General features: G+C 60.8%; 20 protein-coding genes. 14 read left to right on the top strand and 6 right to left on the bottom strand.

What is annotated here, in order from left to right; all coding sequences use genetic code 11:
• Positions 1 to 57: 57 nt before the first annotated feature.
• The 10 genes from rpsA (at position 58) to fabF (ending at position 11,119) form a co-directional block, all read left to right on the top strand.
• Positions 58 to 1,749, top strand: coding sequence for a 30S ribosomal protein S1 (gene rpsA / locus AC07VF_RS00605; protein ID WP_065992985.1), 1,692 nt, complete (start codon positions 58 to 60; stop codon positions 1,747 to 1,749).
• Positions 1,750 to 1,950: 201 nt separating this feature from the next.
• Positions 1,951 to 2,250, top strand: a complete 300-nt coding sequence (gene ihfB / locus AC07VF_RS00600; protein WP_037011901.1) for an integration host factor subunit beta — start codon at positions 1,951 to 1,953, stop codon at positions 2,248 to 2,250.
• A gap of 17 nt (positions 2,251 to 2,267) precedes the next feature.
• On the top strand, positions 2,268 to 2,507 hold the full coding sequence (locus tag AC07VF_RS00595) for a lipopolysaccharide assembly protein LapA domain-containing protein (RefSeq protein WP_192172815.1): 240 nt from the start codon (positions 2,268 to 2,270) through the stop codon (positions 2,505 to 2,507).
• 196 nt (positions 2,508 to 2,703) lie between these two features.
• Positions 2,704 to 4,077 carry a phosphohexomutase domain-containing protein gene (locus tag AC07VF_RS00590; RefSeq protein ID WP_495008861.1) on the top strand — a complete coding sequence of 458 codons (1,374 nt, stop codon included), beginning with the start codon at positions 2,704 to 2,706 and terminating at the stop codon, positions 4,075 to 4,077.
• A gap of 123 nt (positions 4,078 to 4,200) precedes the next feature.
• Positions 4,201 to 5,169, top strand: a complete 969-nt coding sequence (locus AC07VF_RS00585) for a UDP-glucose 4-epimerase family protein (protein ID WP_495008862.1) — start codon at positions 4,201 to 4,203, stop codon at positions 5,167 to 5,169.
• Positions 5,166 to 6,182 carry an MraY family glycosyltransferase gene (locus AC07VF_RS00580; RefSeq protein WP_495008863.1) on the top strand — a complete coding sequence of 339 codons (1,017 nt, stop codon included), beginning with the start codon at positions 5,166 to 5,168 and terminating at the stop codon, positions 6,180 to 6,182. The genes AC07VF_RS00585 and AC07VF_RS00580 overlap by 4 nt, the downstream gene beginning before the upstream one ends.
• A gap of 109 nt (positions 6,183 to 6,291) precedes the next feature.
• On the top strand, positions 6,292 to 8,286 hold the full coding sequence (locus tag AC07VF_RS00575; protein ID WP_407073233.1) for a polysaccharide biosynthesis protein: 1,995 nt from the start codon (positions 6,292 to 6,294) through the stop codon (positions 8,284 to 8,286).
• Positions 8,287 to 8,484: 198 nt separating this feature from the next.
• A complete protein-coding gene (locus AC07VF_RS00570; protein ID WP_192172811.1) occupies positions 8,485 to 8,829 on the top strand; it encodes a ComEA family DNA-binding protein in 345 nt (114 codons plus the stop codon).
• A 171-nt stretch (positions 8,830 to 9,000) separates the two neighbouring features.
• Entirely contained in the window at positions 9,001 to 9,804 is an 804-nt protein-coding gene (locus AC07VF_RS00565) for an SDR family NAD(P)-dependent oxidoreductase (protein ID WP_495008864.1), read from the top strand.
• A 40-nt stretch (positions 9,805 to 9,844) separates the two neighbouring features.
• Positions 9,845 to 11,119, top strand: a complete 1,275-nt coding sequence (gene fabF, locus AC07VF_RS00560) for a beta-ketoacyl-ACP synthase II (protein WP_495008865.1) — start codon at positions 9,845 to 9,847, stop codon at positions 11,117 to 11,119.
• 59 nt (positions 11,120 to 11,178) lie between these two features.
• Here the strand turns inward: fabF and AC07VF_RS00555 are convergent, their stop codons facing one another.
• Both AC07VF_RS00555 and dsbG read right to left on the bottom strand, forming a co-directional pair.
• Positions 11,179 to 11,742, bottom strand: coding sequence for a TetR/AcrR family transcriptional regulator (locus AC07VF_RS00555; protein ID WP_495008866.1), 564 nt, complete (start codon positions 11,740 to 11,742; stop codon positions 11,179 to 11,181).
• A 140-nt stretch (positions 11,743 to 11,882) separates the two neighbouring features.
• Complete coding sequence (dsbG, locus tag AC07VF_RS00550) at positions 11,883 to 12,650, bottom strand: thiol:disulfide interchange protein DsbG (RefSeq protein ID WP_495008867.1); 768 nt, start codon at positions 12,648 to 12,650, stop codon at positions 11,883 to 11,885.
• A 201-nt stretch (positions 12,651 to 12,851) separates the two neighbouring features.
• Here dsbG and AC07VF_RS00545 point away from each other — a divergent pair, with 201 nt between their 5' ends.
• Positions 12,852 to 13,535, top strand: a complete 684-nt coding sequence (locus AC07VF_RS00545; RefSeq protein ID WP_282367483.1) for a response regulator — start codon at positions 12,852 to 12,854, stop codon at positions 13,533 to 13,535.
• Positions 13,532 to 14,866: an ATP-binding protein gene (locus AC07VF_RS00540; protein WP_346630590.1), complete on the top strand. Its 1,335-nt coding sequence runs from the start codon at positions 13,532 to 13,534 to the stop codon at positions 14,864 to 14,866. Before AC07VF_RS00545 ends, AC07VF_RS00540 begins: the two co-directional genes overlap by 4 nt.
• A gap of 70 nt (positions 14,867 to 14,936) precedes the next feature.
• On the opposite strand, the gene AC07VF_RS00535 is transcribed toward AC07VF_RS00540, so the two are convergent.
• Positions 14,937 to 15,386, bottom strand: a complete 450-nt coding sequence (locus tag AC07VF_RS00535; RefSeq protein ID WP_495008868.1) for an SgcJ/EcaC family oxidoreductase — start codon at positions 15,384 to 15,386, stop codon at positions 14,937 to 14,939.
• A 357-nt stretch (positions 15,387 to 15,743) separates the two neighbouring features.
• Between AC07VF_RS00535 and AC07VF_RS00530 the strand changes: the two genes are divergently transcribed.
• Entirely contained in the window at positions 15,744 to 17,021 is a 1,278-nt protein-coding gene (locus AC07VF_RS00530) for a serine/threonine transporter (protein ID WP_282367477.1), read from the top strand.
• 377 nt (positions 17,022 to 17,398) lie between these two features.
• Positions 17,399 to 18,181, top strand: a complete 783-nt coding sequence (locus AC07VF_RS00525) for a DeoR/GlpR family DNA-binding transcription regulator (RefSeq protein ID WP_495008869.1) — start codon at positions 17,399 to 17,401, stop codon at positions 18,179 to 18,181.
• Here the strand turns inward: AC07VF_RS00525 and AC07VF_RS00520 are convergent.
• The 3 genes from AC07VF_RS00520 to AC07VF_RS00510 form a co-directional block, all read right to left on the bottom strand.
• On the bottom strand, positions 18,159 to 19,670 hold the full coding sequence (locus AC07VF_RS00520; RefSeq protein ID WP_495008870.1) for a sensor domain-containing diguanylate cyclase: 1,512 nt from the start codon (positions 19,668 to 19,670) through the stop codon (positions 18,159 to 18,161). The genes AC07VF_RS00525 and AC07VF_RS00520 overlap by 23 nt on opposite strands.
• 446 nt (positions 19,671 to 20,116) lie before the next feature.
• Complete coding sequence (locus AC07VF_RS00515; RefSeq protein WP_495008871.1) at positions 20,117 to 21,442, bottom strand: MFS transporter; 1,326 nt, start codon at positions 21,440 to 21,442, stop codon at positions 20,117 to 20,119.
• Positions 21,443 to 21,606: 164 nt separating this feature from the next.
• Positions 21,607 to 23,160, bottom strand: a complete 1,554-nt coding sequence (locus AC07VF_RS00510) for a UxaA family hydrolase (RefSeq protein ID WP_495008872.1) — start codon at positions 23,158 to 23,160, stop codon at positions 21,607 to 21,609.
• Positions 23,161 to 23,205 lie beyond the last annotated feature (45 nt).

Raw genomic sequence — 23,205 nt, 5'->3', positions numbered from 1 at the left:
CGTTGTCTGGAGCGTGGCAGATGGGCGTATTCTTCGCCCTTATCAACAGGAATTAAAATGAGCGAAAGCTTTGCTGAACTTTTCGAAGAAAGCCTAAAGACTCTTAACCTTCAGGCCGGTTCGATCATCACCGCGATCATCGTCGATATCGATTACCAGGCTGGTTGGGTCACCGTTCACGCTGGTCTGAAGTCTGAAGGCCTCATCCCGCTGGAGCAGTTCCACAACGATGCTGGCGAGCTGACCATCAAGATTGGCGATGAAGTCCACGTTGCCCTGGACGCGGTCGAAGACGGCTTTGGCGAAACCAAGCTGTCCCGCGAAAAAGCCAAGCGTGCTGAGTGCTGGATCGTTCTGGAAGCGGCTTTCGCAGCTGAGGAAGTGGTCAAGGGCGTTATCAACGGTAAGGTTAAAGGCGGCTTCACAGTCGACGTTAACGGCATCCGTGCGTTCCTGCCAGGTTCTCTGGTTGACGTCCGTCCAGTGCGCGACACCACGCACCTGGAAGGCAAAGAGCTGGAATTCAAGGTCATCAAGCTGGACCAGAAGCGCAACAACGTTGTCGTTTCCCGTCGCAGTGTCCTGGAAGCCGAAAACAGCGCCGAGCGCGAAGCTCTGCTGGAATCGCTGCAGGAAGGCCAACAGGTCAAGGGTATCGTCAAGAACCTCACCGATTACGGCGCATTCGTCGATCTGGGTGGCGTCGATGGCCTGCTGCACATCACCGACATGGCCTGGAAGCGCATCAAGCATCCATCGGAAATCGTCAACGTTGGCGATGAGATCGATGTAAAGGTCCTGAAATACGATCGCGAGCGCAATCGTGTTTCCCTGGGTCTGAAGCAACTGGGTGAAGATCCATGGGTTGCTATCAAGGCTCGTTACCCGGAAGGCACTCGCGTTACCGCGCGTGTTACCAACCTGACCGACTACGGCTGCTTCGCAGAGCTGGAAGAAGGCGTGGAAGGCCTGGTACACGTTTCGGAAATGGACTGGACCAACAAGAACATCCACCCGTCGAAAGTCGTTCAGGTTGGCGACGAAGTGGAAGTCATGGTTCTGGACATCGACGAAGAGCGTCGTCGTATCTCCCTGGGCATCAAACAGTGCAAATCTAACCCGTGGGAAGATTTCTCTGGCCAGTTCAACAAGGGCGACAAGATCTCCGGCACCATCAAGTCGATCACCGATTTCGGTATCTTCATTGGTCTGGACGGCGGCATCGACGGCCTGGTTCACCTGTCCGACATCTCCTGGAACGAAGTGGGCGAAGAAGCCGTACGCCGTTTCAAGAAAGGCGACGAGCTTGACACCGTGATCCTGTCGGTTGATCCAGAGCGTGAGCGCATCTCGCTGGGTATCAAGCAGCTGGAAAGCGATCCGTTCTCCGAGTACGTCACTGTCAATGACAAAGGCGCTATCGTCCGCGGTATCGTTAAAGAAGTTGACGCCAAAGGCGCCATCATCACTCTGGCCGACGACATCGAAGCGACCCTCAAAGCCTCCGAAATCAGCCGTGACCGCGTTGAAGACGCGCGTAACGTTTTGAAAGAAGGCGAAGAGATCGAAGCCAAGATCATCAGCGTTGATCGCAAGAGCCGCGTGATCAGCTTGTCCATCAAGTCGAAAGACGTTGAAGACGAGAAAGAAGCGATTCAGAGCCTGCGTAGCAAGCCTGAAACCGCTGAAAGCACTGGTCCTACCACTCTGGGTGACCTGCTGCGTGCTCAAATGGAAAAACAGAACTGAGTTCTGTCTGACCATTGAAAAAGGGCGACTTCGGTCGCCCTTTTTTGTGGGCGGGTGATTTTGCGCTGTGTTCGGCCAATGCCTGTTGAGGATCTTCAATCTCCACTCATTTAAGTCTGGACATACTCTGTTCAAATCCTTCTGGTCATGCTAAAACCTTCAAAGCGCTTTACCTAGCTGCTTGAAAAAGAAGGGAAAAATATGACGAAGTCGGAGTTGATCGAACGAATTGTCACCCATCAAGGACTGCTCTCATCCAAGGATGTGGAGTTGGCCATCAAGACCATGCTCGAGCAGATGTCGCAGTGCCTGGCGACGGGCGACCGTATTGAAATACGCGGCTTCGGCAGCTTTTCCCTGCACTATCGCGCACCTCGCGTAGGCCGCAATCCGAAGACAGGTCAGTCTGTCAGCCTCGACGGCAAGTTCGTACCTCACTTCAAACCAGGCAAAGAGCTCCGCGACCGGGTGAACGAAGAAGAGGAGCATGAGCTCCAATAGCTCTTTGAGGAGTTCTCATGCGAAATGTGAAGCGTCTGATCTTTCTGGCTATCGCCCTGTTGATCGCAGCGGTGATTGTCGTATTTGTGCTGGAAAACCAGCAGAACGTCGCCCTGGTGTTCTTTGGCTGGAACGCACCCGAGCTGCCGGTCGCCGTGCCGGTGATCTTTGCATTGCTGGTGGGCATGTTGATTGGCCCCCTGTTGGTTTCAGTTGCGCGTCTGCGCAGGAAACCCAAGGCGTCACGTCTACCCTGATAGAATCCCCGCGCGCCAGACACCTCGACGCTTGCGTTGAAGATAATTACAAGCGCACCTATAACTAATCTCCTTTTTCAATGCCTAACCCACGCCTCAAGCTTTCAGGCGCGAGGGTTGCGTGCAGTTCATCATTCGAGCTGCTTCTACTGAACAGAGGAACCTTCGGGTTTTTTCGTCGCATAGGTTTTTACACATGAATTCCGACTATCCCGCTCTTCAGACTCGCTGTTTCAAGGCCTACGACATCCGTGGTCAGGTACCCAATGACCTTGACGATGACATTGCTTACCGCATCGGCCGGTCCATGGTGGTTGAACTGGGTGCCAAAAATATCGTAGTGGGCCGAGACATGCGTCTTGAAAGCCCGGCCCTGGCTCAGGCGTTGATCAAGGGCATTCAGGAAGCCGGCGCGGATGTCATCGACATCGGCCTGTGCGGCACCGAAGAAGTCTACTTCGCCACCAGCCACTACGATGCAGACGGCGGCGTAATGGTCACGGCCAGTCATAACCCGAAGGGTTATAACGGCATGAAACTGGTCCAGAAATCGTCACGTCCCATCAGCGGTGATACCGGCCTTGATGCCATTCGCCAGCGCGTGGATGCGGGCGACTTCGGTCAAGTGGCCGCTCAGCACGGCAGCGTTCAGTCCAAGCCGGACAAGACCGCCTACATCGAGCACCTGCTGACCTACGTCAAAGGTGCCGACCTTCGTCCATTGAAGATCCTCGCCGACCCGGGCAATGGCGCCGTCGGTCCCGCACTGGACGCGATCCGCTCCCATCTGCCATTCGAGTGGGTGATCATCAACGCCGAACCGGATGGCAACTTCCCCAACGGCGTGCCGAACCCTCTGCTGCCGGAAAACCGCAGCATCACCCGCGACGCGCTGCTTAAGCACGGCTGCGATCTGGGCCTGGCGTGGGACGGCGATTTCGACCGCTGCTTCTTCTTTGACGAGCAAGGCCGTTTCGTCGAGGGCTACTACCTGGTGGGCCTGCTGGCCGAAATGCTGCTCAAGCAACACCCGGGGTCGAAAATCATTCATGATCCGCGCCTGACCTGGAACACCATCGATCAGGTCAAGCAGGCGGGCGGTACGCCGGTGCTGTGCAAAACCGGTCACGCGTTTATCAAGGAGCGCATGCGCCTGGAAGACGCCGTGTATGGCGGCGAAATGAGTGCTCACCACTACTTCCGCGATTTTGCCTACTGCGACAGCGGCATGATCCCGTGGCTGTTGGTCGCCGCGCTGATGTCGGTGTCCGGCAAGAAGTTCTCGCAGCTGGTTGATGAACGCATGGCGGCCTACCCGTGCAGCGGCGAAATCAACTACAAGGTCGACGACGTCAAATCCATCATCGCCAAGATCCTGGAACACTACACGCCGTCTTGCTCGAACATCGACAGAACCGACGGTATCAGCCTCGAGTTCGCCGAATGGCGTTTCAACCTGCGCGGCTCGAACACCGAGCCGTTGCTGCGTCTGAACGTTGAGAGCCGTCGTGACCCAGCGCTCGTTGAAGCCAAGGTCAAAGAGATCGAAGCGCTGATCAACGGCAAGTGATGCACCGGGCGCGCGGTCCCGCTTGCTGATTGGCGGGGCCGCACGCCAATCGTCTACAATGGCGCCGCTGTTTCGCAGCGGCCGTCGTGATGGACGGCGAATTCTTATGTGCATGGATCGGATATGACCAGAAAAATCCTGGTAACAGGGAGTTCGGGATTTTTGGGAACAGCGCTGGTTGACCACCTTGCACACCTGCCTGACGCGCACATTGTCGCGGTCAGCAGAGGGGCGCCGCCCCATTCTTCTCCAAACGTGACGACGGCCATTGTTGCCGGGCTGACTGCCGACACCCCATGGCAGGAAGTTCTGCATGACGTCGACACGGTCATTCACGCCGCAGCGCGGGTGCATGTCATGCACGACACCGCGGCCGATCCGCTTTCGCTGTACCGGGAGGTCAACACCCTCGGCACGCTGAATCTGGTTGAGCAGGCCGCCGCCGCAGGCGTTCGGCGTTTTATCTTCATCAGCACGATCAAGGTCAACGGTGAGTCCACCGCGCGGGGCGACTGCTTTCGTCCGGACGACGCGCCCAATCCGAGCGACCCCTACGCCATCTCCAAGCACGAAGCGGAACAAGGCCTTCAGGCCCTGGCCAAAACCTGCGCGATGGAAGTCGTCATCATTCGCCCGGTGCTGGTTTACGGCCCCGGCGTCAAAGCCAACTTCCTGCAACTGATGCGCACGTTGCGCAAAGGCGTGCCGCTGCCGCTGGGCGCGGTAAACAATGCGCGCAGCCTGGTCTCGCTGGACAACCTGACAGACCTGATCCGCGTCTGCATCGATCATCCTGCCGCCGCGAATCAGGTCTTTCTGGTCAGCGATGGCCAGGACCTCTCCACGACCGAACTGGCCAGCCGGCTCAAGGCGCAGATGGGGACATCCGGTTGGCTCATTCCCGTACCCGAATCCCTTATCATGCTCGGCGCCACACTGTTGGGTCGCAAATCGGCGGCCGAGCGTGTGCTGGGTTCGCTGCGCGTGGACATCAGCAAAACCCGCGAGCGGTTGCAGTGGCAGCCGCCGGTGTCGGTAGAGGACGGCCTCAAGAAGACCGTCGAGCATTTTCGGGTGACGGATCGAGCATGAATTATTGGTGGGTCGCGGTTGCGGTTGTGGTGTTTTCGTTTGCGCTGACGCATGTATTGCGACGCTATGCGCTGCACAAAAGCTTGCTTGATATCCCGAACGGTAGAAGCTCTCACACCCTTCCGACGCCACGGGGCGGCGGCGTGGCGATTGTCATCAGTTATCTGGTCGCGCTGGTCTGGATGCTATGGGCGGGGCTGATGGGCCGCGACCTGTTCCTGGCCATGTTCGGCGCGGGCGCGTTGATCGCGGCGCTGGGGTTTCTCGACGATCACGGCCACATCGCCGCGCGATGGCGTCTGCTGGGGCATTTTTTCGCGGCGGCATGGGCGTTGTCCTGGTTAGGCGGCCTTCCGGCAATCAGCGTGTTCGGCATGACCCTCGATCCGGGCTTGATCGTTAATGTGCTGACGGCGTTCTACCTGGTGTGGCTGCTCAATCTGTACAACTTCATGGACGGCATCGACGGCATCGCCAGCGTAGAGGCAATCTGTGTCTGCGTTGGCGCTGCGATCATCTACGCCCTGAGCGGCGTTGCCACTCTGGTGTGGCTGCCGATCCTGTTGGCGTGCGCCGTCGCGGGCTTTCTGTTCTGGAATTTTCCTCCGGCGAAGATCTTCATGGGCGACGCCGGCAGCGGATTCCTCGGCATTATGCTCGGTTGTCTGTCACTGCAGGGGGCGTGGATTTCCTCGCAGTTCTTGTGGGTATGGCTTATTCTCCTCGGGGTTTTCATCGTAGACGCTACAGTAACCCTCATCCGTCGGCTCGTTCGGGGCGACAAGGTCTATGAGGCGCACAGAAGTCACGCTTATCAATTCGCCTCGCGACGATTTGGCAAGCACCTTCCGGTGACGTCCGCAGTCGGTGTAATCAATCTGTGCTGGCTGTTGCCGGTCGCTGTGTGTGTCGCCCGTTTCGGGCTGGATGGCGCACTCGGCGTGATCATTGCTTACGCTCCATTGCTCGCTCTGGCAGTCATCTTCAAAGCAGGGGCGCTTGAAAAGGGCTGAGCCTGGACATTGCTGCTGATGCTGTTGATCCGATTCCCCCGCGGGGCAGGAATCAATGGCCGGTGCAGGGGTCGACTGAAAGGAGTTTGAACGCGTGCTTGAGGGGATGATGGGAAAAATACGCACTTCGCTGCTGGCGCTGCCTCGTCGGCACAAGCGGATCATGCAGGTCGCCGCAGACGTCTGTCTGATCTGGTTCGCGTTGTGGATGGCGTTTGTCGTCCGCCTGGGCATCGATGAACTCATCAACCCCCTGGAAATCCATACCTGGCTGTTCGCAAGCGCGCCTGTGGTCGCGATCCCGTTGTTCATTCGTTTCGGCATGTACCGCGCGGTGATGCGCTATTTCGGCAACGACGCGCTGATCGCGATCATCAAAGCCGTCAGCCTGTCGGCCCTGATTCTCGGGGTCGTGGTCTATCTCTACAGCAACCACCAGCATGTAGTGCCGCGATCGGTGATGTTCAATTACTGGTGGCTGAGCATGGTCATGATCGGTGGCCTGCGCCTGGCAATGCGTCAGTATTTTCTCGGTGACTGGTTTTCCGCCGCTCGCCATGTGCCCTTTGCAACCCGCGACGATGGCCTGCCAAAAGTCGCCATCTACGGTGCCGGCGCGGCAGGTAACCAATTGGTCGCTGCACTGCGCATGGGCCGGTCGATGCGTCCGGTAGCGTTCATCGATGACGACGACTCGATCTCCAACCGGGTCATTTCCGGGCTGCTGGTCTATAAGCCCAAGCACATTCAGCAGATGATCGACGTCACCGGCGCCCAGGAAATCCTGCTGGCGATTCCGTCGTCGGCACGAGCCCGTCGCCGGGAAATCCTCGGCTTCCTGGAAGGCTTCCCGCTGCATGTTCGCAGCGTACCGAATTTCTCTGATCTGGCGGCTGGTCGAGTGAAGGTTGACGATCTCCAGGAAGTCGACATCGCCGACCTGCTCGGGCGCGACGCCGTGCCTGCGCAAGAGGAGCTGCTCGAACACTGCATCAAGAACCAGTGCGTACTGGTCACCGGGGCCGGGGGGTCGATCGGTTCGGAGCTGTGCCGGCAGATCCTGCTGTTGAAGCCGACCACGCTGTTGCTGCTCGATCACAGCGAATTCAACCTGTACACGATTCTTACCGAGCTGGAGCGGCGGGTGGCCCGCGAGTCGCTCAAGGTCAAACTGCTGCCGATCCTGGGCTCCATTCGCAATCACGCCAAGCTGCTGGATGTGATGAAGACCTGGCAGGTCAACACCGTGTACCACGCGGCGGCCTACAAGCATGTGCCGATGGTCGAGCACAACATCGCCGAAGGCGTGCTCAACAACGTGGTCGGTACGCTTAACGCGGCCCAAGCGGCGCTGCAGGCGGGCGTGGCCAACTTCGTGCTGATTTCCACCGACAAGGCCGTGCGTCCGACCAATGTGATGGGCAGCACCAAGCGCCTGGCCGAGCTGACGTTGCAGGCACTGAGCCGGGAAACCGCGCCGGTCATGTTCGGCGACCGCTCCAATGTGCATCAGGTCAACAAGACGCGATTCATCATGGTGCGATTCGGCAACGTACTGGGTTCATCCGGCTCGGTGATTCCGCTGTTCCATCAGCAGATCAAATCCGGTGGCCCGCTGACGGTGACGCACCCGAAAATCACCCGCTACTTCATGACCATCCCGGAAGCGGCGCAGTTGGTGATCCAGGCCGGCTCCATGGGGCAGGGCGGCGACGTGTTCGTGCTCGACATGGGCGAGCCGGTGCGCATCATCGAGCTGGCCGAGAAGATGGTGCACCTGTCGGGCCTGAGCATCCGCTCGGAGCACAATCCCCAAGGCGACATTGCCATTGAGTTCACCGGGCTGCGCCCTGGCGAGAAACTCTATGAGGAGCTGTTGATCGGCAACAACGTGGCGGCGACTCGCCACCCGATGATCATGAGCGCGCAGGAAGACTTTCTGTCATGGGACGTCTTCAAGCAGAGCCTCTCGCAGCTGCTCAAGGCACTGGACGACGACGATTACACCCGCGTTCGGCAGATCCTCGGCGACACCGTCGCTGGCTATGCGCCAGAGGGCGATATCGTCGACTGGATTCATCAGCAGCGTCGCCGGGAACCGTAGACGCTCGCGTTCCGGAAATCTTTTCTTACGCAGCGACATGGGGCACTGCAACCGGCGCGAGGCCCGGCGGTACGGGGCCTGCGAGTCGATACATATCCGGTCACCGATCCCTGCGTTGACGGTCTGTCGCCATCGGCTAGGTTTGGGAAGCAGCTCAGGAATGCTGCTTCCACTTACGATGCCCATGGAGCATGACTCATGCGTACTTCTTATCTGTCCTCCCTGATCTTCGCGCTGCTGGCGGGTACGTCCCTCGCTGTGACTGCCGCGCCTTCTGCCACCCCTGCCGTCACCCCGGCAGACGCCACCCAACCTGCCATTTCCGCGCCAGCGGGTGCGCAGGGCTCAAAGGTTAATCTCAACGCCGCGAGTGCGGAAACCCTTCAGAAAGAGCTGTCCGGCATCGGCGCCGCCAAAGCCAATGCCATCGTGGCTTACCGCGAAGAACACGGCGGGTTTACAGCCGTGGATGAGTTGATCGAAGTGAAGGGCATCGGCAAGGCGCTGCTGGACAAGAACCGCGACAAGCTGGCAATTGACTGAGACCCCATGAGCTCAAGGCCGATCTTTTGATCGGCCTTTTTTATGCCCGTCATGACTCCAGGTTCACCGTTTCCCCACCAACATAGAAAAATGTCGACCGACATATTATTTTTTAAATTACGGGCGTAATATCCCTCCGCAGCTACGCTCACTTTCCCACGGAGAACGTTCATGACTACTCAGACTCAAGGCAAAGCTGTCATCACCGGCGCGTCGTCGGGCATTGGCTTCACCTATGCGGACCGCCTGGCGCAGCGCGGATTTGATCTGCTGCTGGTGGCCCGTGACCAGTCGCGACTGGAAGCACTGGCGACGGATCTGCGCGCAAAACATTCGATCAATGTCGAGGTGATCAAAGCCGACTTGACCCAGCCCGCCGATGTCAGCGTCCTTGAGCAGCGTCTGCGCTCGGACGCATCGCTCACGCTGCTGGTGAACAACGCCGGAGTTGCGCTGAGCACGCCCCTCGCCGAATCGGATCTGGGCGAAGTGGACCGCCTGATTCAACTCAACATCGTTGCGCTGACCCATCTGGCGTCCGCCGCAGCCGCCGGTTTTGCGGCGCGCGGTACCGGGGCGATCATCAATATTGCGTCCGTGGTGCCACTGTTGCCGGAGCGCTTCAACGCGGTGTACGCCGCCAGCAAGGCTTATGTGTTGAGCCTGACCCAGTCGCTCGCTGCCGAGATGAGCGAAAAGGGCGTGCAGGTTCAAGCCGTGCTGCCCGGCGCCACTCGCACTGAAATCTGGGAGCGCGCCGGTCTGGACATCAACGCCTTCCCGCCGGAAATGGTCATGGACGTCAACGAAATGGTCGACGCTTCGCTGGCCGGGTTCGATCAGAAAGAGCTGATCACCATTCCATCGTTGCCGGATGCCGCTGACTGGCAGGCCTTCACCCAGGCACGCCTGGCGCTGGGCCCGAATCTGTCGCTGCAGCACGCGGCGCAACGTTATAAAACGGCTGGCGCTTAACGGTGTCGGCGACTGCCAAAAATGAGGAAAAGGTGAACCCATGAGCGAGCGTCGCATCGTAGTGACGGGTATGGGGCTGGTGACGCCATTGGGCTCCGGCGTCGAAGCGGTATGGAAACGGTTGCTTGAAGGCCGCTCCGGCATTGTGCAGTTGCCTGAGCAGACGGTGGCTGACCTGGCAGGCAAGGTCGGCGGCCCGGTGCCGACCCTGGAGCAAGACCCTGAAGCCGGGTTCGACGCTGACGCCGCCGCGCCGCCCAAGGAGCAGAAGAAGATGGACCGCTTCATCCTGTTTGCCCTGGGCGCTGCGCAGCAGGCGGTCAAACAGGCAGGCTGGGCGCCATCGACTGAAGAGGAGCGGGAGCGTACTGCGACCATCATTGGCGCCGGCGTAGGTGGTTTTGGTGCCATCGCCGAGGCGGTTCGCATTACGGATACCCGTGGGCCGCGGCGGTTGTCGCCGTTCACCATTCCTTCGTTTCTGGTCAATCTGGCGGCCGGGCATGTGTCAATCCAGCACGGTTTCAAAGGCCCGCTGGGCGCTCCGGTGACGGCATGTGCGGCGGGCGTTCAGGCGATCGGCGATGCCGCGCGGCTGATCCGCAACGGCGAAGCGGACGTGGCCATCTGCGGTGGCGCCGAAGCCTGCATTGATCGCGTTGCTCTGGGTGGTTTTGCTGCGGCGCGGGCGCTTTCCAATGGCTTCAATGACACACCGGAACGCGCCTCACGGCCCTTCGACCGTGACCGCGACGGCTTCGTCATGGGCGAGGGCGCGGGGATCATCGTCATCGAAACCCTGGAGCACGCACTCGCTCGCGGTGCAACGGCCATCGTTGAACTGGTCGGTTACGGCACCAGCGCGGACGCCTATCACCTGACGGCCGGGCCTGAAGATGGCAGTGGTGCGCGTCGGGCGATGCAGGCAGCGATTCGCCAGGCCGGCATTCAGCCCTCCGATGTCCAGCACGTCAACGCCCATGCCACGTCCACCCCGGTGGGCGACAAGGGTGAAATGGCCGCGATCAAAACGGTGTTCGGCGACCAGAACGGCGTCGCCGTGACGTCGACCAAATCAGCCACCGGGCACTTGCTCGGCGCGGCAGGCGGCATCGAGGCGATCTTCACGGCATTGGCGATCCGCGATCAGATCGCGCCGATGACCCTCAATCTGGAGAACCCTGACGAGGCGGCAGCAGGCATCGACATCGTCCATGGCAAGGCGCGTCCGATGAGCATCGAATACGCACTGTCCAACGGTTTTGGCTTCGGGGGTGTGAACGCCAGCGTGCTGTTTCGTCGCTGGCATTCCTGAGAGGCATCGCTGAAACAAGCGTGACGCTTCCCTGCCAAGAAAGGGCAGGGAAGTGAGCGTCAGCCTTCGATCAGCTGCTTGAGCTGATCGCGGGTGGTTTCCAGAATTCGCTCGGCCAGCGCCGGATCCTTTGCGCTGCGTGCCAGCACCATTGCCCCCACCAGCCCGGACATGAGCATCACGCTCTTGTCGCTGCTTTGTCCGTTGGCCGGCATCCCTGCTTCGAGGGTCGCCAGCATGCGATTGATCAACTCGTCGGTGATCTCGCTTGGTTGCCCGCGCTGGCCCAGCTCGGACGCCATGGTCGGCAATGGGCAGCCCTTTTCCGGGTGATCGCGATGGGCGGTCGACAGGTACATGTCGATGAACGCCTGGGTCGAGCTGTCTTCGGCCAGTTTCTCGGCGCGTGAGGCCTGCAGCTGGTCGACGGCGCAGCGCAGGGATTTCTCGACCAGATCATCCTTGGATTTGAAGTGGGCATAAAAACCACCGTGTGTCAGGCCCAATGCCTTCATCAAAGGCTGCAAACCGGTGGCGCCGATGCCGTCACGGCGAAAGCGTGCGGCGGCTTCCTGAAGGATGCGCTGGTGGGTCTGGGCTTTGTGATCTTCGGCGTAACGCATGGAGCGAGCCTCCTGACTGTGGCTCTTGAAATGGTGATCGACATTTTTACACGGATGACCCGCCGGCGCAGTACCCACGTTGTCATGCGTGTCGCCACCGGTCAGAAGGCCCCACGCCAGACGGCCTCACTCATGCGCAGCTATTTGGGACCCATCATCTTCGCCAGTGCCTCAGGCCGGGGCGCGCCTTGTTGCCGCTGAAGGTGTCCGGCCTCGTCCTTGTAGAAGATCGACGGTGTGGCGGACAGGCCCATGTCTTCCATCAGTTTCATGTTGGCGTCGAGTTTGGCCTGAATGTCTTTGGGAATGTTCTGCATGGCCTTGAGCGTGCTGGCTTTGCCCGCCTGTTCGTGGTTCTGCAAGGCCACTTCCGGGTTCGCGTCGGCCAGCAGGCTCGCGGCTTTGGCGGCGCTGTCTTCGCGGATCACGCCGACCATGATGTGACGCAATTGCACGTTGCCGGACTTCACCCAAGGCCGCGCCTGCTCCCAGAACAGGTTGCAGTATGGGCAGTTGGCGTCGCTGAACAGGTAGATGACTTTGGGCGCGGTTTTGGCGCCGTCGGCGATCCAGGTGCTGTTTTCCATGCGGCCCCACATCGCCTCGGCCATCGGCCCATAGACCAGCTTCTGCAGGGGCGCGGTGCTCAGGTCCTCGCCCTTTTCATCGAACAGATTGCCGGCCAGCACGTGCGTGCCGTCAGGGGTCAGGTACAGCGCCATGCCTTGATTCTGATACTCGGCGGCATAACCCTTCAGCCCGCCCGGTGCGTCGAAGCTGCCTTTGATGGTTGCGCCCTTGGCTTCGAGCGCCTTGATCGGGGCGGGGAGATCTTCGGCGTGAACCAGCGCGCCTGGCAGGCTGAGCGAAACGGCGATGGCGATAAGCGCAGGGCGCATGAAGTTCATGGGGTGGTCCTTGCAGAGAGGAGGCAGACATGCGCTGATGCTGCGGGATGAGTGTGTGCAGCGCGTGCTCGGTTGCCCGATGCTGAGCAGTGGCGATTAACAGTCGATTAACCCTACGGGGCGCGTCGCGTCTGCGGCGGCTGGTGCATAATCCGCCGTTAATCCCTCTGCGCTTCAATCGCCTTTTTTTCGGGGCCGACCATGCACGTACTGCTTTGTGAAGACGACGACCTGATTGCCAGCGGCATCGTCGCGGGCCTCGACGCCCAGGGCCTGACGGTGGATCGCGTGGCCACGGCCTCGTCCGCGCGGGCGATGCTGTCTGCCGCACATTTCGACGTGATGATTCTCGACCTCGGCTTGCCCGATGAAGATGGCCTGAAGCTGTTGCGGCAGTTGCGCCAGCAGGGGGTCGAAATCCCGGTGCTGATTCTCACCGCTCGCGACACCGTGACCGACCGCGTCGACGGCTTGCAGGCCGGGGCGGACGATTACCTGCTCAAGCCCTTCGACCTGCGTGAACTCAGCGCGCGCCTGCACACCCTGGTGCGCCGCATGGCCGGGCGCAGCGTCAACGTGATCGAACACGGCGTGCTCAGCTACGACCCGAGTAGCCGCGAAACCCGCCTTGCCGGTCAGCCGGTTGATCTCTCCCGCCGTGAACAGGCCTTGCTGCAAGCGTTGCTGAACAACAGCGGCCGCGTGCTTTCTGGCGAACAGTTAAAGGACTGCGTGTACGGCTTCGGCGACGAAGTCGAGAGCAACGCCCTTAACGTTCACATTCACCACCTGCGGCGCAAACTGGGCGGCCGGATCATCGAAACCGTCCGCGGTCTGGGCTATCGCCTCGGCCCGGCCGGCCTTGATTCGGAGTCAGCGCCATGATGAGCCTGCGCACGCGGCTGAGTCTGATCCTGGGCTCGGCGTTCATTCTGATCTGGGTGCTGGCCGCAGCGTGGATGCTGAGGGACTTGCGCACGCAGATGATGCAATCCCTCGATCAACGCCTTGAGGCCTCGGCGCGCATGGTGGCCGGGCTGCTCGAACAGATGCAGATGCCCACCGGCAGTGAAACCCGCTCGCTGCGGGCCGACGACCCGGCGCTGCCCAGTGGCATGGCCTGTCAGCTGAGTTCCCTGCGCGGGCAGGTCCTGGCGCGCACCGACAGCTCGCCGAGTGAACCGCTGAAGGCCGACGCCAGCGGCTTCCATGACCAGATGATCAACGGCGACCACTGGCGCGTGTACACGATGATGCATGACAACGTGCGGGTGACCACCGCCGACAGGCAGATCGAGCGCGACGTGCTCGGGCATTCGGTGCTCCTGGCCGCATCGGTGCCGGTGCTGGTCGCGTTATTTGGCAGTCTGGCGCTTGTCTGGTTCGGCATCGGCCGGGGACTGGCGCCGCTCAACCGCATGCGCGACGCCTTGAATCGCCACAGCGCCGACTCGGTCGAACCGCTGGACGTGCCGAACCTGCCCAGCGAGTTGCAGCCGCTGCTGGTCAGCCAGAATCAGCTGTTTCAGCGCATCGCCCAGACCCTGGAGCGCGAGCGGCGGCTGACCGGGGACGCTGCCCATGAACTGCGCAGCCCGCTCACGGCCATCAAGACCCATCTGCAAGTGGCGCGCATGACCGACGGCCAGAAGCGCGACACGGCGCTGGCTCATGCGGAGGAGGGCGCCGACCGGATGCACCGCACCCTCGAACAGCTGCTGCTGTTGGCGCGTGTCGAGGGCAGCCTGTCATTTGACGACGGCGTGCAGTGCGACGCCGAGCAGGTCGCGCGGCTGGCCATCCACGATGCCAGTCACGGCGACGAACAGCGCATCGAACTGATCCTGCCGTCGCAGTTGTCCCGCGCCGCCGTGCAGATGCCGGCGGCACTGGCGGTGGCCGCGTTGCGCAATCTGCTGGACAACGCGCTGCGCCACAGCCAGGCCGATGCGAAGGTGGAACTGAGTGTCGAAACCTTCGACGGGCAGGCCCATTTCCGCGTTCGCGATCACGGCCCCGGCATTCCCGAGCCGGACCTGGACAAGCTCACCCAGCGCTTCTGGCGCAACGGCAAGAGCCCCGGCGCCGGGCTGGGTTTGGCGATTGTTCAGGCCATTGTTCAGCGTTGCGCGTGCTCGCTGCGCTTTGACAGCCGTCATGACGGTTTGCGGGTAGAGTTGAGCATGCCGTTGCGGCGGGATGTCGCAGGCGAGTGACGTGTGGGAAGGGTCTGAAAGTGGAGTCGGCCGACGTTGGACGTCAGGCCGAGTGTTTGCTGAATGTTCGCTACTCCGGCATGGCCGAAGAGTGGTGAGAGGTAATCAGCCATTGGTTATTCACAAGTGCGTAGGTAAAGGTGTAACGCGCTTGGACTTCTGAATTGTCGCTGAAACGAAACGTGTAAAGGCCGGTATCGATTGCATTGTTGCAACTTGTAATAACAGTGCTGCTGTCGAGGGTGCCGACCGGTTTGTTTTTAAGGAAGTGATTGAAGTAATCGACTTTGCCGGCAAGGTCTGTTCTGGGCTGGTTGGAGAGGGTCGGCAACAGCACGGCGTCTGGCGTGTAGTTCGCGGCGACCTTTCCGGAATCGCCAGTCTGCAGTGCGTTGTTCCAGCGGTCGAACAGGATTTTCGCTTGTTGCTCATCAAGTGTTGCGCATTGTGCGGGAGCGTTGTTTGCACTCGCGTAAGTGCTTGCAGTGAGAAACGTGATGACGGCAAAAGTCTTGAGCACGCGTTACCTTCCATGGGCGGTTGAATGTGGGTCGAGAGCCTAATGGAGGGTTAACGGAAGTTGTACTCCCATGGATTTACAATACGTTTCGCACACTAATTCGTCCGTTTTCGGTGTGGGAATTGTCTGGTTTGTTAGGTAAGAAGCGTTGCTGATTTGTGCAGGAAGTTAAGCGGGTTTGTAACTTCCATCATCCGGCCCCGCAGGCTTTTGGTCCGACAAGCCTTTGATTCTGCTCTCTAATCCCGGACAATCGCGCCCCTTTCCCTGTAGAGAACCGGTCAGGGGCGCCGACTGCCACGTTTTTCGACGCGCTTTTGACCATGTAGCTATCACCGGCAACGGAGAATCGACCGGATGAATGATCAGGCCAACAGCGTCGAACACACCGTCGACGCCGCACCCGCGAGCGTGACTACCTGGAACCGCAACGACACCACCTGGATGCTCGGACTGTTCGGCACCGCCATCGGCGCGGGCACGTTGTTTCTGCCGATCAACGCGGGTATCGGCGGGTTCTGGCCGCTGGTGATTCTGGCCCTGCTGGCCTTCCCGATGACCTTCTATGCGCACCGCGGGCTGACCCGGTTCGTGCTCTCGGGCCGGGATGGCGCGGACATCACCGAGGTGGTCGAGCAGCATTTCGGCAAGAAAGCCGGTGCCCTGATCACGCTGCTGTATTTCTTCGCCGTGTTTCCGATCCTGCTGATCTACAGCGTGGCGCTGACCAACACGGTCGGCAGTTTCATGGAGCACCAACTGCACGTGCAGCCGCCGCCGCGAGCGCTGCTGGCGTTCGTGCTGATCCTCGGCCTGCTGGCGGTAGTACGTTGCGGTGAGCAGATCATCGTCAAGGCCATGAGCCTGATGGTGTACCCGTTTATCGTGGCCTTGCTGTTCCTCGCGGTGTTCCTGATTCCCCACTGGAACGGCGGCATTCTCACCACGGCAAGCAGCCTTCCGGCACCTTCGGCGCTGCTGCACACGCTATGGCTGGCGATTCCGGTGATGGTGTTCTCGTTCAACCACTCACCCATCATCTCGGCCTTTGCCGTCGACCAGAAGCGCCAGTATGGCGAGCAGGCCGAACCCCGTAGCGCGCAGATCCTGGCCCGTGCCCATCTGCTGATGGTGGTCATGGTGCTGTTCTTCGTCTTCAGCTGCGTGCTGACCCTGGCGCCGGAACAACTGGCGGAAGCCAAGGCGCAGAACCTGTCGATCCTGTCCTATCTGGCCAACCATTTCAGCAATCCGACAATCGCGTTTGCGGCGCCGTTGATTGCTTTCGTTGCAATCACCAAGTCGTTCCTGGGCCATTACATCGGCGCCAGCGAAGGCCTCAAAGGTCTGGTGATAAAGACCGGCCGCCGTCCTTCGCCACGTACGCTCGATCGGCTGACCGCAGGCTTCATGCTGGTGGTCTGCTGGCTGGTGGCAACCCTCAACCCAAGCATTCTCGGGATGATCGAAACCCTTGGCGGCCCGGTGATTGCGGCGCTGCTGTTCCTCATGCCGATGTACGCCGTGCGCAAAGTGCCTGCCATGCGCCGCTACGCGGGAAAACTGTCGAACGTGTTCGTGGTGGTGATAGGGTTGATCTCGATCTCGGCGCTGGTTTATTCGTTGATGCAGTGAAGTCGAGACGGGGTAGTGTGGCTGGCGCGATATGTGTGTGAGCTTGCTCAAGAAGACGGCATTTCAGCTGCTGGAAATTCGGCGGATGTACCGGCCTCTTCGCGAGCAAGCTCGCTCCCACATGGTGTTCTATTTCCTTGGAAATCGGCGTGAGTTGAGAGACCGGGAAGTGCCGGCCCTTTATCCAGGCAACCGCGATGTCCGACGGCAAAAACTGGCCATGTGGGAGTGAGCTTGCTCACGAAGACGGTGGTCTGGCCGCAGTAGATTCCCTGCCCCGCCCGGTCTTCTCAACTCGCTGCCGCATTGACTTTGCCAATTGCGTCGCCCCATGATCCTGCTCGTTTCTGATCGATTCAGCTCTCTATCGAGGCCTTATGTCTGCCAACCCCGAAGCATTCCCCGGCGAGCGTCAGCGTTTGATCTCCGAGCGTCTGGCCGTGCGCGGTCGGGTGATTGCGGCGGAGCTGGCGGCCGAGTTCAATGTGTCCGAGCATTCCATTCGCCGCGATCTCGGCGCGTTGGCGTCCGCCGGCCTGTGCAAACGCGTGTACGGCGGGGCGATTTCTCTGGCGTCGGACGGGCCGATCGCTGCGCGTGTCGAGCATGAGCCCGGGCGCAAGCGTCAGTTGGGTATCGCGGCGGCGGGATTGATCAGCGCCGGGCAGCACGTGTTTATCGACGGCGGCTCGACCAATCTGGCGATCGCCAAAGCCCTTGATCCGCACATGCCGTTGACCGTCACCACCAACGCGCCGCTGATCGCCGTCGAGCTGATGAAGCTGCCGTCGGTGGAGGTGATCCTGCTCGGCGGGCGCCTGAGTCCCGTGGCGGGCAGCACCTACGGCTTCACTACGATTCAGCAACTCACCCACTTCAACTTCGATCTGTGCTTTCTCGGCGCCTGTGCGCTGGATGCGCTGAAGGGTGTAACCGCGTTCGACATGGACGTCGCCGAGTTCAAGCGCGCCGTGGTGGCGCGCAGCGGTCAGGTGGCGGTGGCGGTGATCAACGAGAAGCTCTCCAGCATCGCGCACTATCAGGTCGCGCAGTGCGAGGAAGTCGGCGCGCTGGTGGTTGAACATGACGCGCCGGCTGACCGGCTGGAGCTGTTTCGCGGCAAGGTCGCGCAGATCGTTACGGCGCGGGCAGCGCACTGAGCACCGTCGATTCCTGCCAGGCCACGGTGCGATTGCGGCCCTGGTGCTTGGCGGCATACAGCGCGGCATCCGCGCGTTTGACGAAGTCTTCCATGGTCTGGCATTCCTGCGCTTTACAGCCATAAACCCCCAGGCTGATGCTGACGATGCCGATCGGATTGCCCTGATGTTCGAGGGCTCGGGTGAGCACGGCCAACCGGATCTTTTCCGCCAGGCTCACGGCGCCGTGCACGTCGCTGTAGGGCAGGAACACGGCCATTTCTTCCCCGCCGTAGCGCACCGCGAGGTCGCCGGTACGGTTGAGGTTGCTGCGAATGCACTCGGCCACGGCGACGATGCATTTGTCGCCGGCGACGTGGCCGTAGTTGTCGTTGTAGCTCTTGAAAAAATCGATGTCGATCATGATCAGGCTCAGCGGATGCAGGTTGGGCTCACCGTTGCGAAACTCCAGGCTGAGGATCTCCTGAAAATGCCGACGATTGGCCAGGCCGGTGAGGCTGTCCTGCAGCGCGAGTTTTTCCAGCGAGTGGCTGGCGATGCGCAGCTGCGATTCGGCGTTGAGGCCGAAACGGATCTGCTGGAACAGCAAGACGCCAAACAGCAGGTTGGCGACCACTACGCAGATGATGATCGCCAGCGAGCGCCATGCGTATTGCCGCCACTCGTCGAGCACTTCGCGCTGGGACAGGCCGGCGAGCACCACCATCGGGTAGCGGTCCAGTTTCTTGTAGCCATACAAGCGCTGTTCGTGGTCAAGCATCGACACGACGTTCGCCGTGCCTTCGTAGTGTTCCCTGACGTGAAGACGGAACAATTCGCCGTCGGCGATGGACGTACCGCGTACGTTTTCGAGAAGCGGGCGTCGCGCCAACAAGGTCCCGTCGGCCATTGCCAGGGTGATGACACCATGCTTGCCTATTTCGAAGCGCTCGAAGAACCGTTCGAAGTAGTTCAGCTCGACGGTGGCCAGCACCACACCGGCGAAGTTGCCCATCTCATCGTTCACCCGTCGCGACACCGGGATGATCCAGTCGCCGGTGGAACGGCTCTGGATGGCCGCCCCGATATGGGGGAGGGTGCTGTCGATGGATTGGTGAAAGCGGAAATATTCTCGGTCCGCGTTGTTGGCGTTGGCCGGCATGTGGTTGAGAGAGGTGGCCGCCCAGTTGCCGTCCTTGTCGTAGATGAACAGGCCCTGGATCTGCTCGACGCTGGCGGCGGTCGCACGCAGATAATCGTGCATGCGCGAACCACTGGCGGCGCCGAAGCCATCGAAGGAAAGCCGTTCGACCACCGACGACACGGCGATGTGGGCCTGGTCGAAGGCGTCATCGGCGTGCTGCGCCATTGAGCGCGAAAGGTTGGCGACGTTGGTATTGGCGATTTCCAGCTCGTGCATGCGCGTCTGGCGTAATTGCCAGACGGTGATGCTGGTGATGGAGATGCACACCAACAAGGTAAACAGCCCCGCCAGCCACAACACCGGCATGCGTTTGAGTCGTCGGTTTCTGACGCCGAACTCCGATCCTTCTACCTGTCTCAAACCCCACCCTCGCTGACTGCCACGATTTCAGACCCGCCACTGTGACGAACAATCCTCTCGTTCGGACACGCAGCATCGCAACAGCGACCCGTCTGACTCACAGCGTAGGACAAGTGCGGGATTTTGAAGGGAAATTTATGGCGTATAAATCATCTGCGGGAGATGTGCTGCGGTGTGGGCGTGACGTGGTTATAGGGCCGTGTGCGAGTTTGGCTGAGGTTGACATGTAGGAGCGAGCTTGCTCGCGAAGGGGCCAGTACATCCGCTAAATGTTCAGCGGGTGGAATGCCGTCTTCGCGAGCAAGCTCACTCCTACAGGGATCGCGTTCACCGGGCTATAACTGCGTTCTTGGGGCCGGGTGCGTTCCCAGCAATACGTTGCAGGTTATCAATCAGACCCGACGCCCTTGCACCTCATCCAGATTCGCCTGCCAGTCCTTCTGCGCCATGGTGGTGTGTTCGGGGATCGGTGCCTTGAGCAGCACGAAGTAGGCGACCGCTGAGAGCAACGCGACGATGGCGCTGACCGCGAAGGCGGTGGCGAAGGTGCCGGAATATTGCACGCTGAACCCGGTGACGATCGGCGCGATGGAGCCGGCGATGTAGCCGCCGAAATTCTGGATTGAACCCAGGGACGCCACGCGTTTGGTGTCGACCACGGTATTGACCACCATCCACGCCGTGGCGCTGGACAGGTTGATGCCGAAGAGCGCCAGGCAGAGTAGCGCGACGCAACCGCTCAGGCCGGTGACGAAGGTCAGCGGCAGGGTGAAGACGGCGGCAAACACCAGCCCGCCAATCACTGTGTATTTACGGCTGTTGAGCACGCCGACGCCGCGCTTGACCAGCCGATCGCAGATTCGCCCGGCGGCGATGGTGCCGATCGCGCCGAACACGTAGGCGAACGACACCACCCAGGCGGTTTGATAGGGGTCGAGGCCGTGTTCGCGCTGGAAGTAGCCGGGCAACCAGGTCAGGTGCAGCCAGAGCATGTAGATCACGCCCATGAAACCGAGGAACGTGCCCCAGGTGCTGCGGTGTTTGAACAGGTCTAGCCAGCCGGCGAAGAACGAAGCCTTCGGCGCAGCATCGGCCTGAACCACCTGAACGGTCGGTTCGCGTCCCTCGGCTGCTAGTTCCTTCAGGTACTGCGCACGGCTTTTGTAGAACATCAGCCAGCACAGCGACAGCACGATGCCGAGCACGCCGGTGATGATGAACATCCCGCGCCAGCTGAAGTTGACCATGAACAACGTCAGCAGCGGCGGCGCCAGGCACGGACCGATGCACGTTGCCGACCAGACGATGCCCGTCGGCGTGCCGCGCTCGTGCTCTTCGAACCACTCGTTGAGGGTTTTGGCGGCCGACGGAAACATCGGTGCTTCGCCAATCCCCAGCAAAACGCGCAGGGCGAAGAAGCCGCTAAAGCTGTTGACGAAGCCCGACGCCGTCTGCGCGATAGACCACACCATCAGCGCGCCACCCAATGCGATCTTGCTGCCGAGCTTGTCGATGATCATGCCCATCGGCAACTGCGCGAAGGCATAGGCCAGCGAGAACGCCGACAACAGAATGCCCATCTCTGACGGGCTGATGAGCATGTCTTTCTGGATCGTCGTGTTGGCAATGGACAGCGCGCTGCGGTCCAGATAATTGACCACGCCGAACAGCATCAGAAAGACGATGGTGATCGTCTGGTAGGTCTTGAGGGATTTCATTGCGCACCTTTTTTATTGTTGTAAGGCTTGAAAGCTTTGCTCGTGTAGGACCGGCTTCAGCCGGGAAGGGGCCGGTTTGAGCACCCTCGATCTTGCGGTGTGACGCTTGAAAAGCTTCCCGGCTGAAGCCGGTCCCACGAAGAGCGTCGATTGCTCGACAGACCTCAGGTCACCGCACCGATGTGCCACGGAACAAACTCGTTTTGCCCATAACCGTGCTGCTCGCTTTTGCTGCGGGCGCCGGAGGCGATGTCCAGCATCATCTGGAACACATACGCGCCGCGTTCTTCAATGGTCGTGGTGCCATCGGCGATGCCGCCGCAATTGACGTCCATGTCCTCCTGCTGAAATTCGAACACGCGGTTATTGGTCGCCAGCTTGATCGACGGCGTCGGCGCGCAACCGTACGCAGAACCGCGACCGGTGGTGAACGCGATCAGATTAGCGCCGCCGGCCACTTGCCCCGTGGCAGAGACCGGGTCGTAGCCGGGGGTGTCCATGAACACCAGGCCTTGGGCGCTAACGGCTTCGGCGTATTCATACACGCCCATCAGGTTGGTCGAGCCGGCCTTGGCCACGGCGCCTAAGGATTTCTCCAGAATGGTCGTCAGCCCGCCGGCCTTGTTGCCGGCAGACGGGTTGTTGTTCAGCTCGGCGTTCATGCGCTGGCAGTAGTCCTCCCACCAGTGAATCCGCTGGACGAGCTTCTCGCCGATGGCCTGACTGGCCGCACGCCGCGTCAGCAAGTGCTCGGCGCCATAGATTTCCGGGGTCTCCGACAGAATCGCCGTACCGCCCGCCGCCACCAGCCGGTCCACGGCATTGCCCAGCGCCGGGTTGGCGGTGATGCCGGAATAGCCGTCGGAGCCGCCACATTGCAGACCGACGATCAAGTGCCGGGCGCTGACGGTTTCCCGGGTGATCCGGTTGGCCTGGGGCAGCAGCGATTGCACCTGGGCGATACCGCTGGCGATGGTCTTCGACGTGCCGCCGGTGCCCTGAATGGTGAATGCGCGCAGTTGGTCACTGGCTTTCAGGCCCTGGCTGTCGAGCATGTCCTGAATCTGATTGGTCTCGCAGCCCAGGCCCACCACCAGCACCGCCGCAAAGTTCGGGTGCACGGCGTAGCCCGCGAGGGTGCGACGCAGCAGGTCGATGGCCTCGCCTTTGGAATCGATGGCGCAACCGGAGCCGTGGGTCAGCGCGACCACGCCGTCTATGTTGGGGTAGTCCGCGAGGGCTTCCGGGAAAATATCGCGACGAAAGCGGTCGGCGATGGCCCGGGCCACGGTGGCCGAGCAGTTCACCGAGGTGAGAATGCCGATGTAGTTGCGCGTCGCCACACGGCCGTCGGCGCGCACGATGCCTTGAAAGAACGCCTCGGTTTTCGGCGTCTCGTGGGCGTCGACGCCAAAGGCGTAGTCACGGGAGAAGTCACCCATCTCGACGTTGTGCACATGCACGTGCTGCCCGGCGTCGATGGGCTGTGAAGCGAAGCCGATGATCTGGCCGTAACGCCGCAGCGGCTGACCCTGCTCGAGCCGGACCGCCGCGACCTTGTGCCCGGAAGGAATCGGCTGCGAGACCGTGACGTTTTCTTCGTCCAGGTGCGTGCCTTCGTTCAGCGCCTGGCGAGCGATCAGCACGTTATCGAGGGGGTTCAGGCGGATGAACAGCGCGCTGCTGTCGAACGCGGCGGTTTTGGCAATGAGTTCCATGCGGCCTCTCATGACGGTGGCGGCCTGCGTCAGCAGTGCGAGGCG

This window comes from Pseudomonas sp. GW821-FHT02H06 (assembly GCF_059421525.1).
The sequence above is the reverse complement of the archived record's forward strand: the minus strand, read 5'-3'. Positions and strand labels throughout refer to the sequence as shown.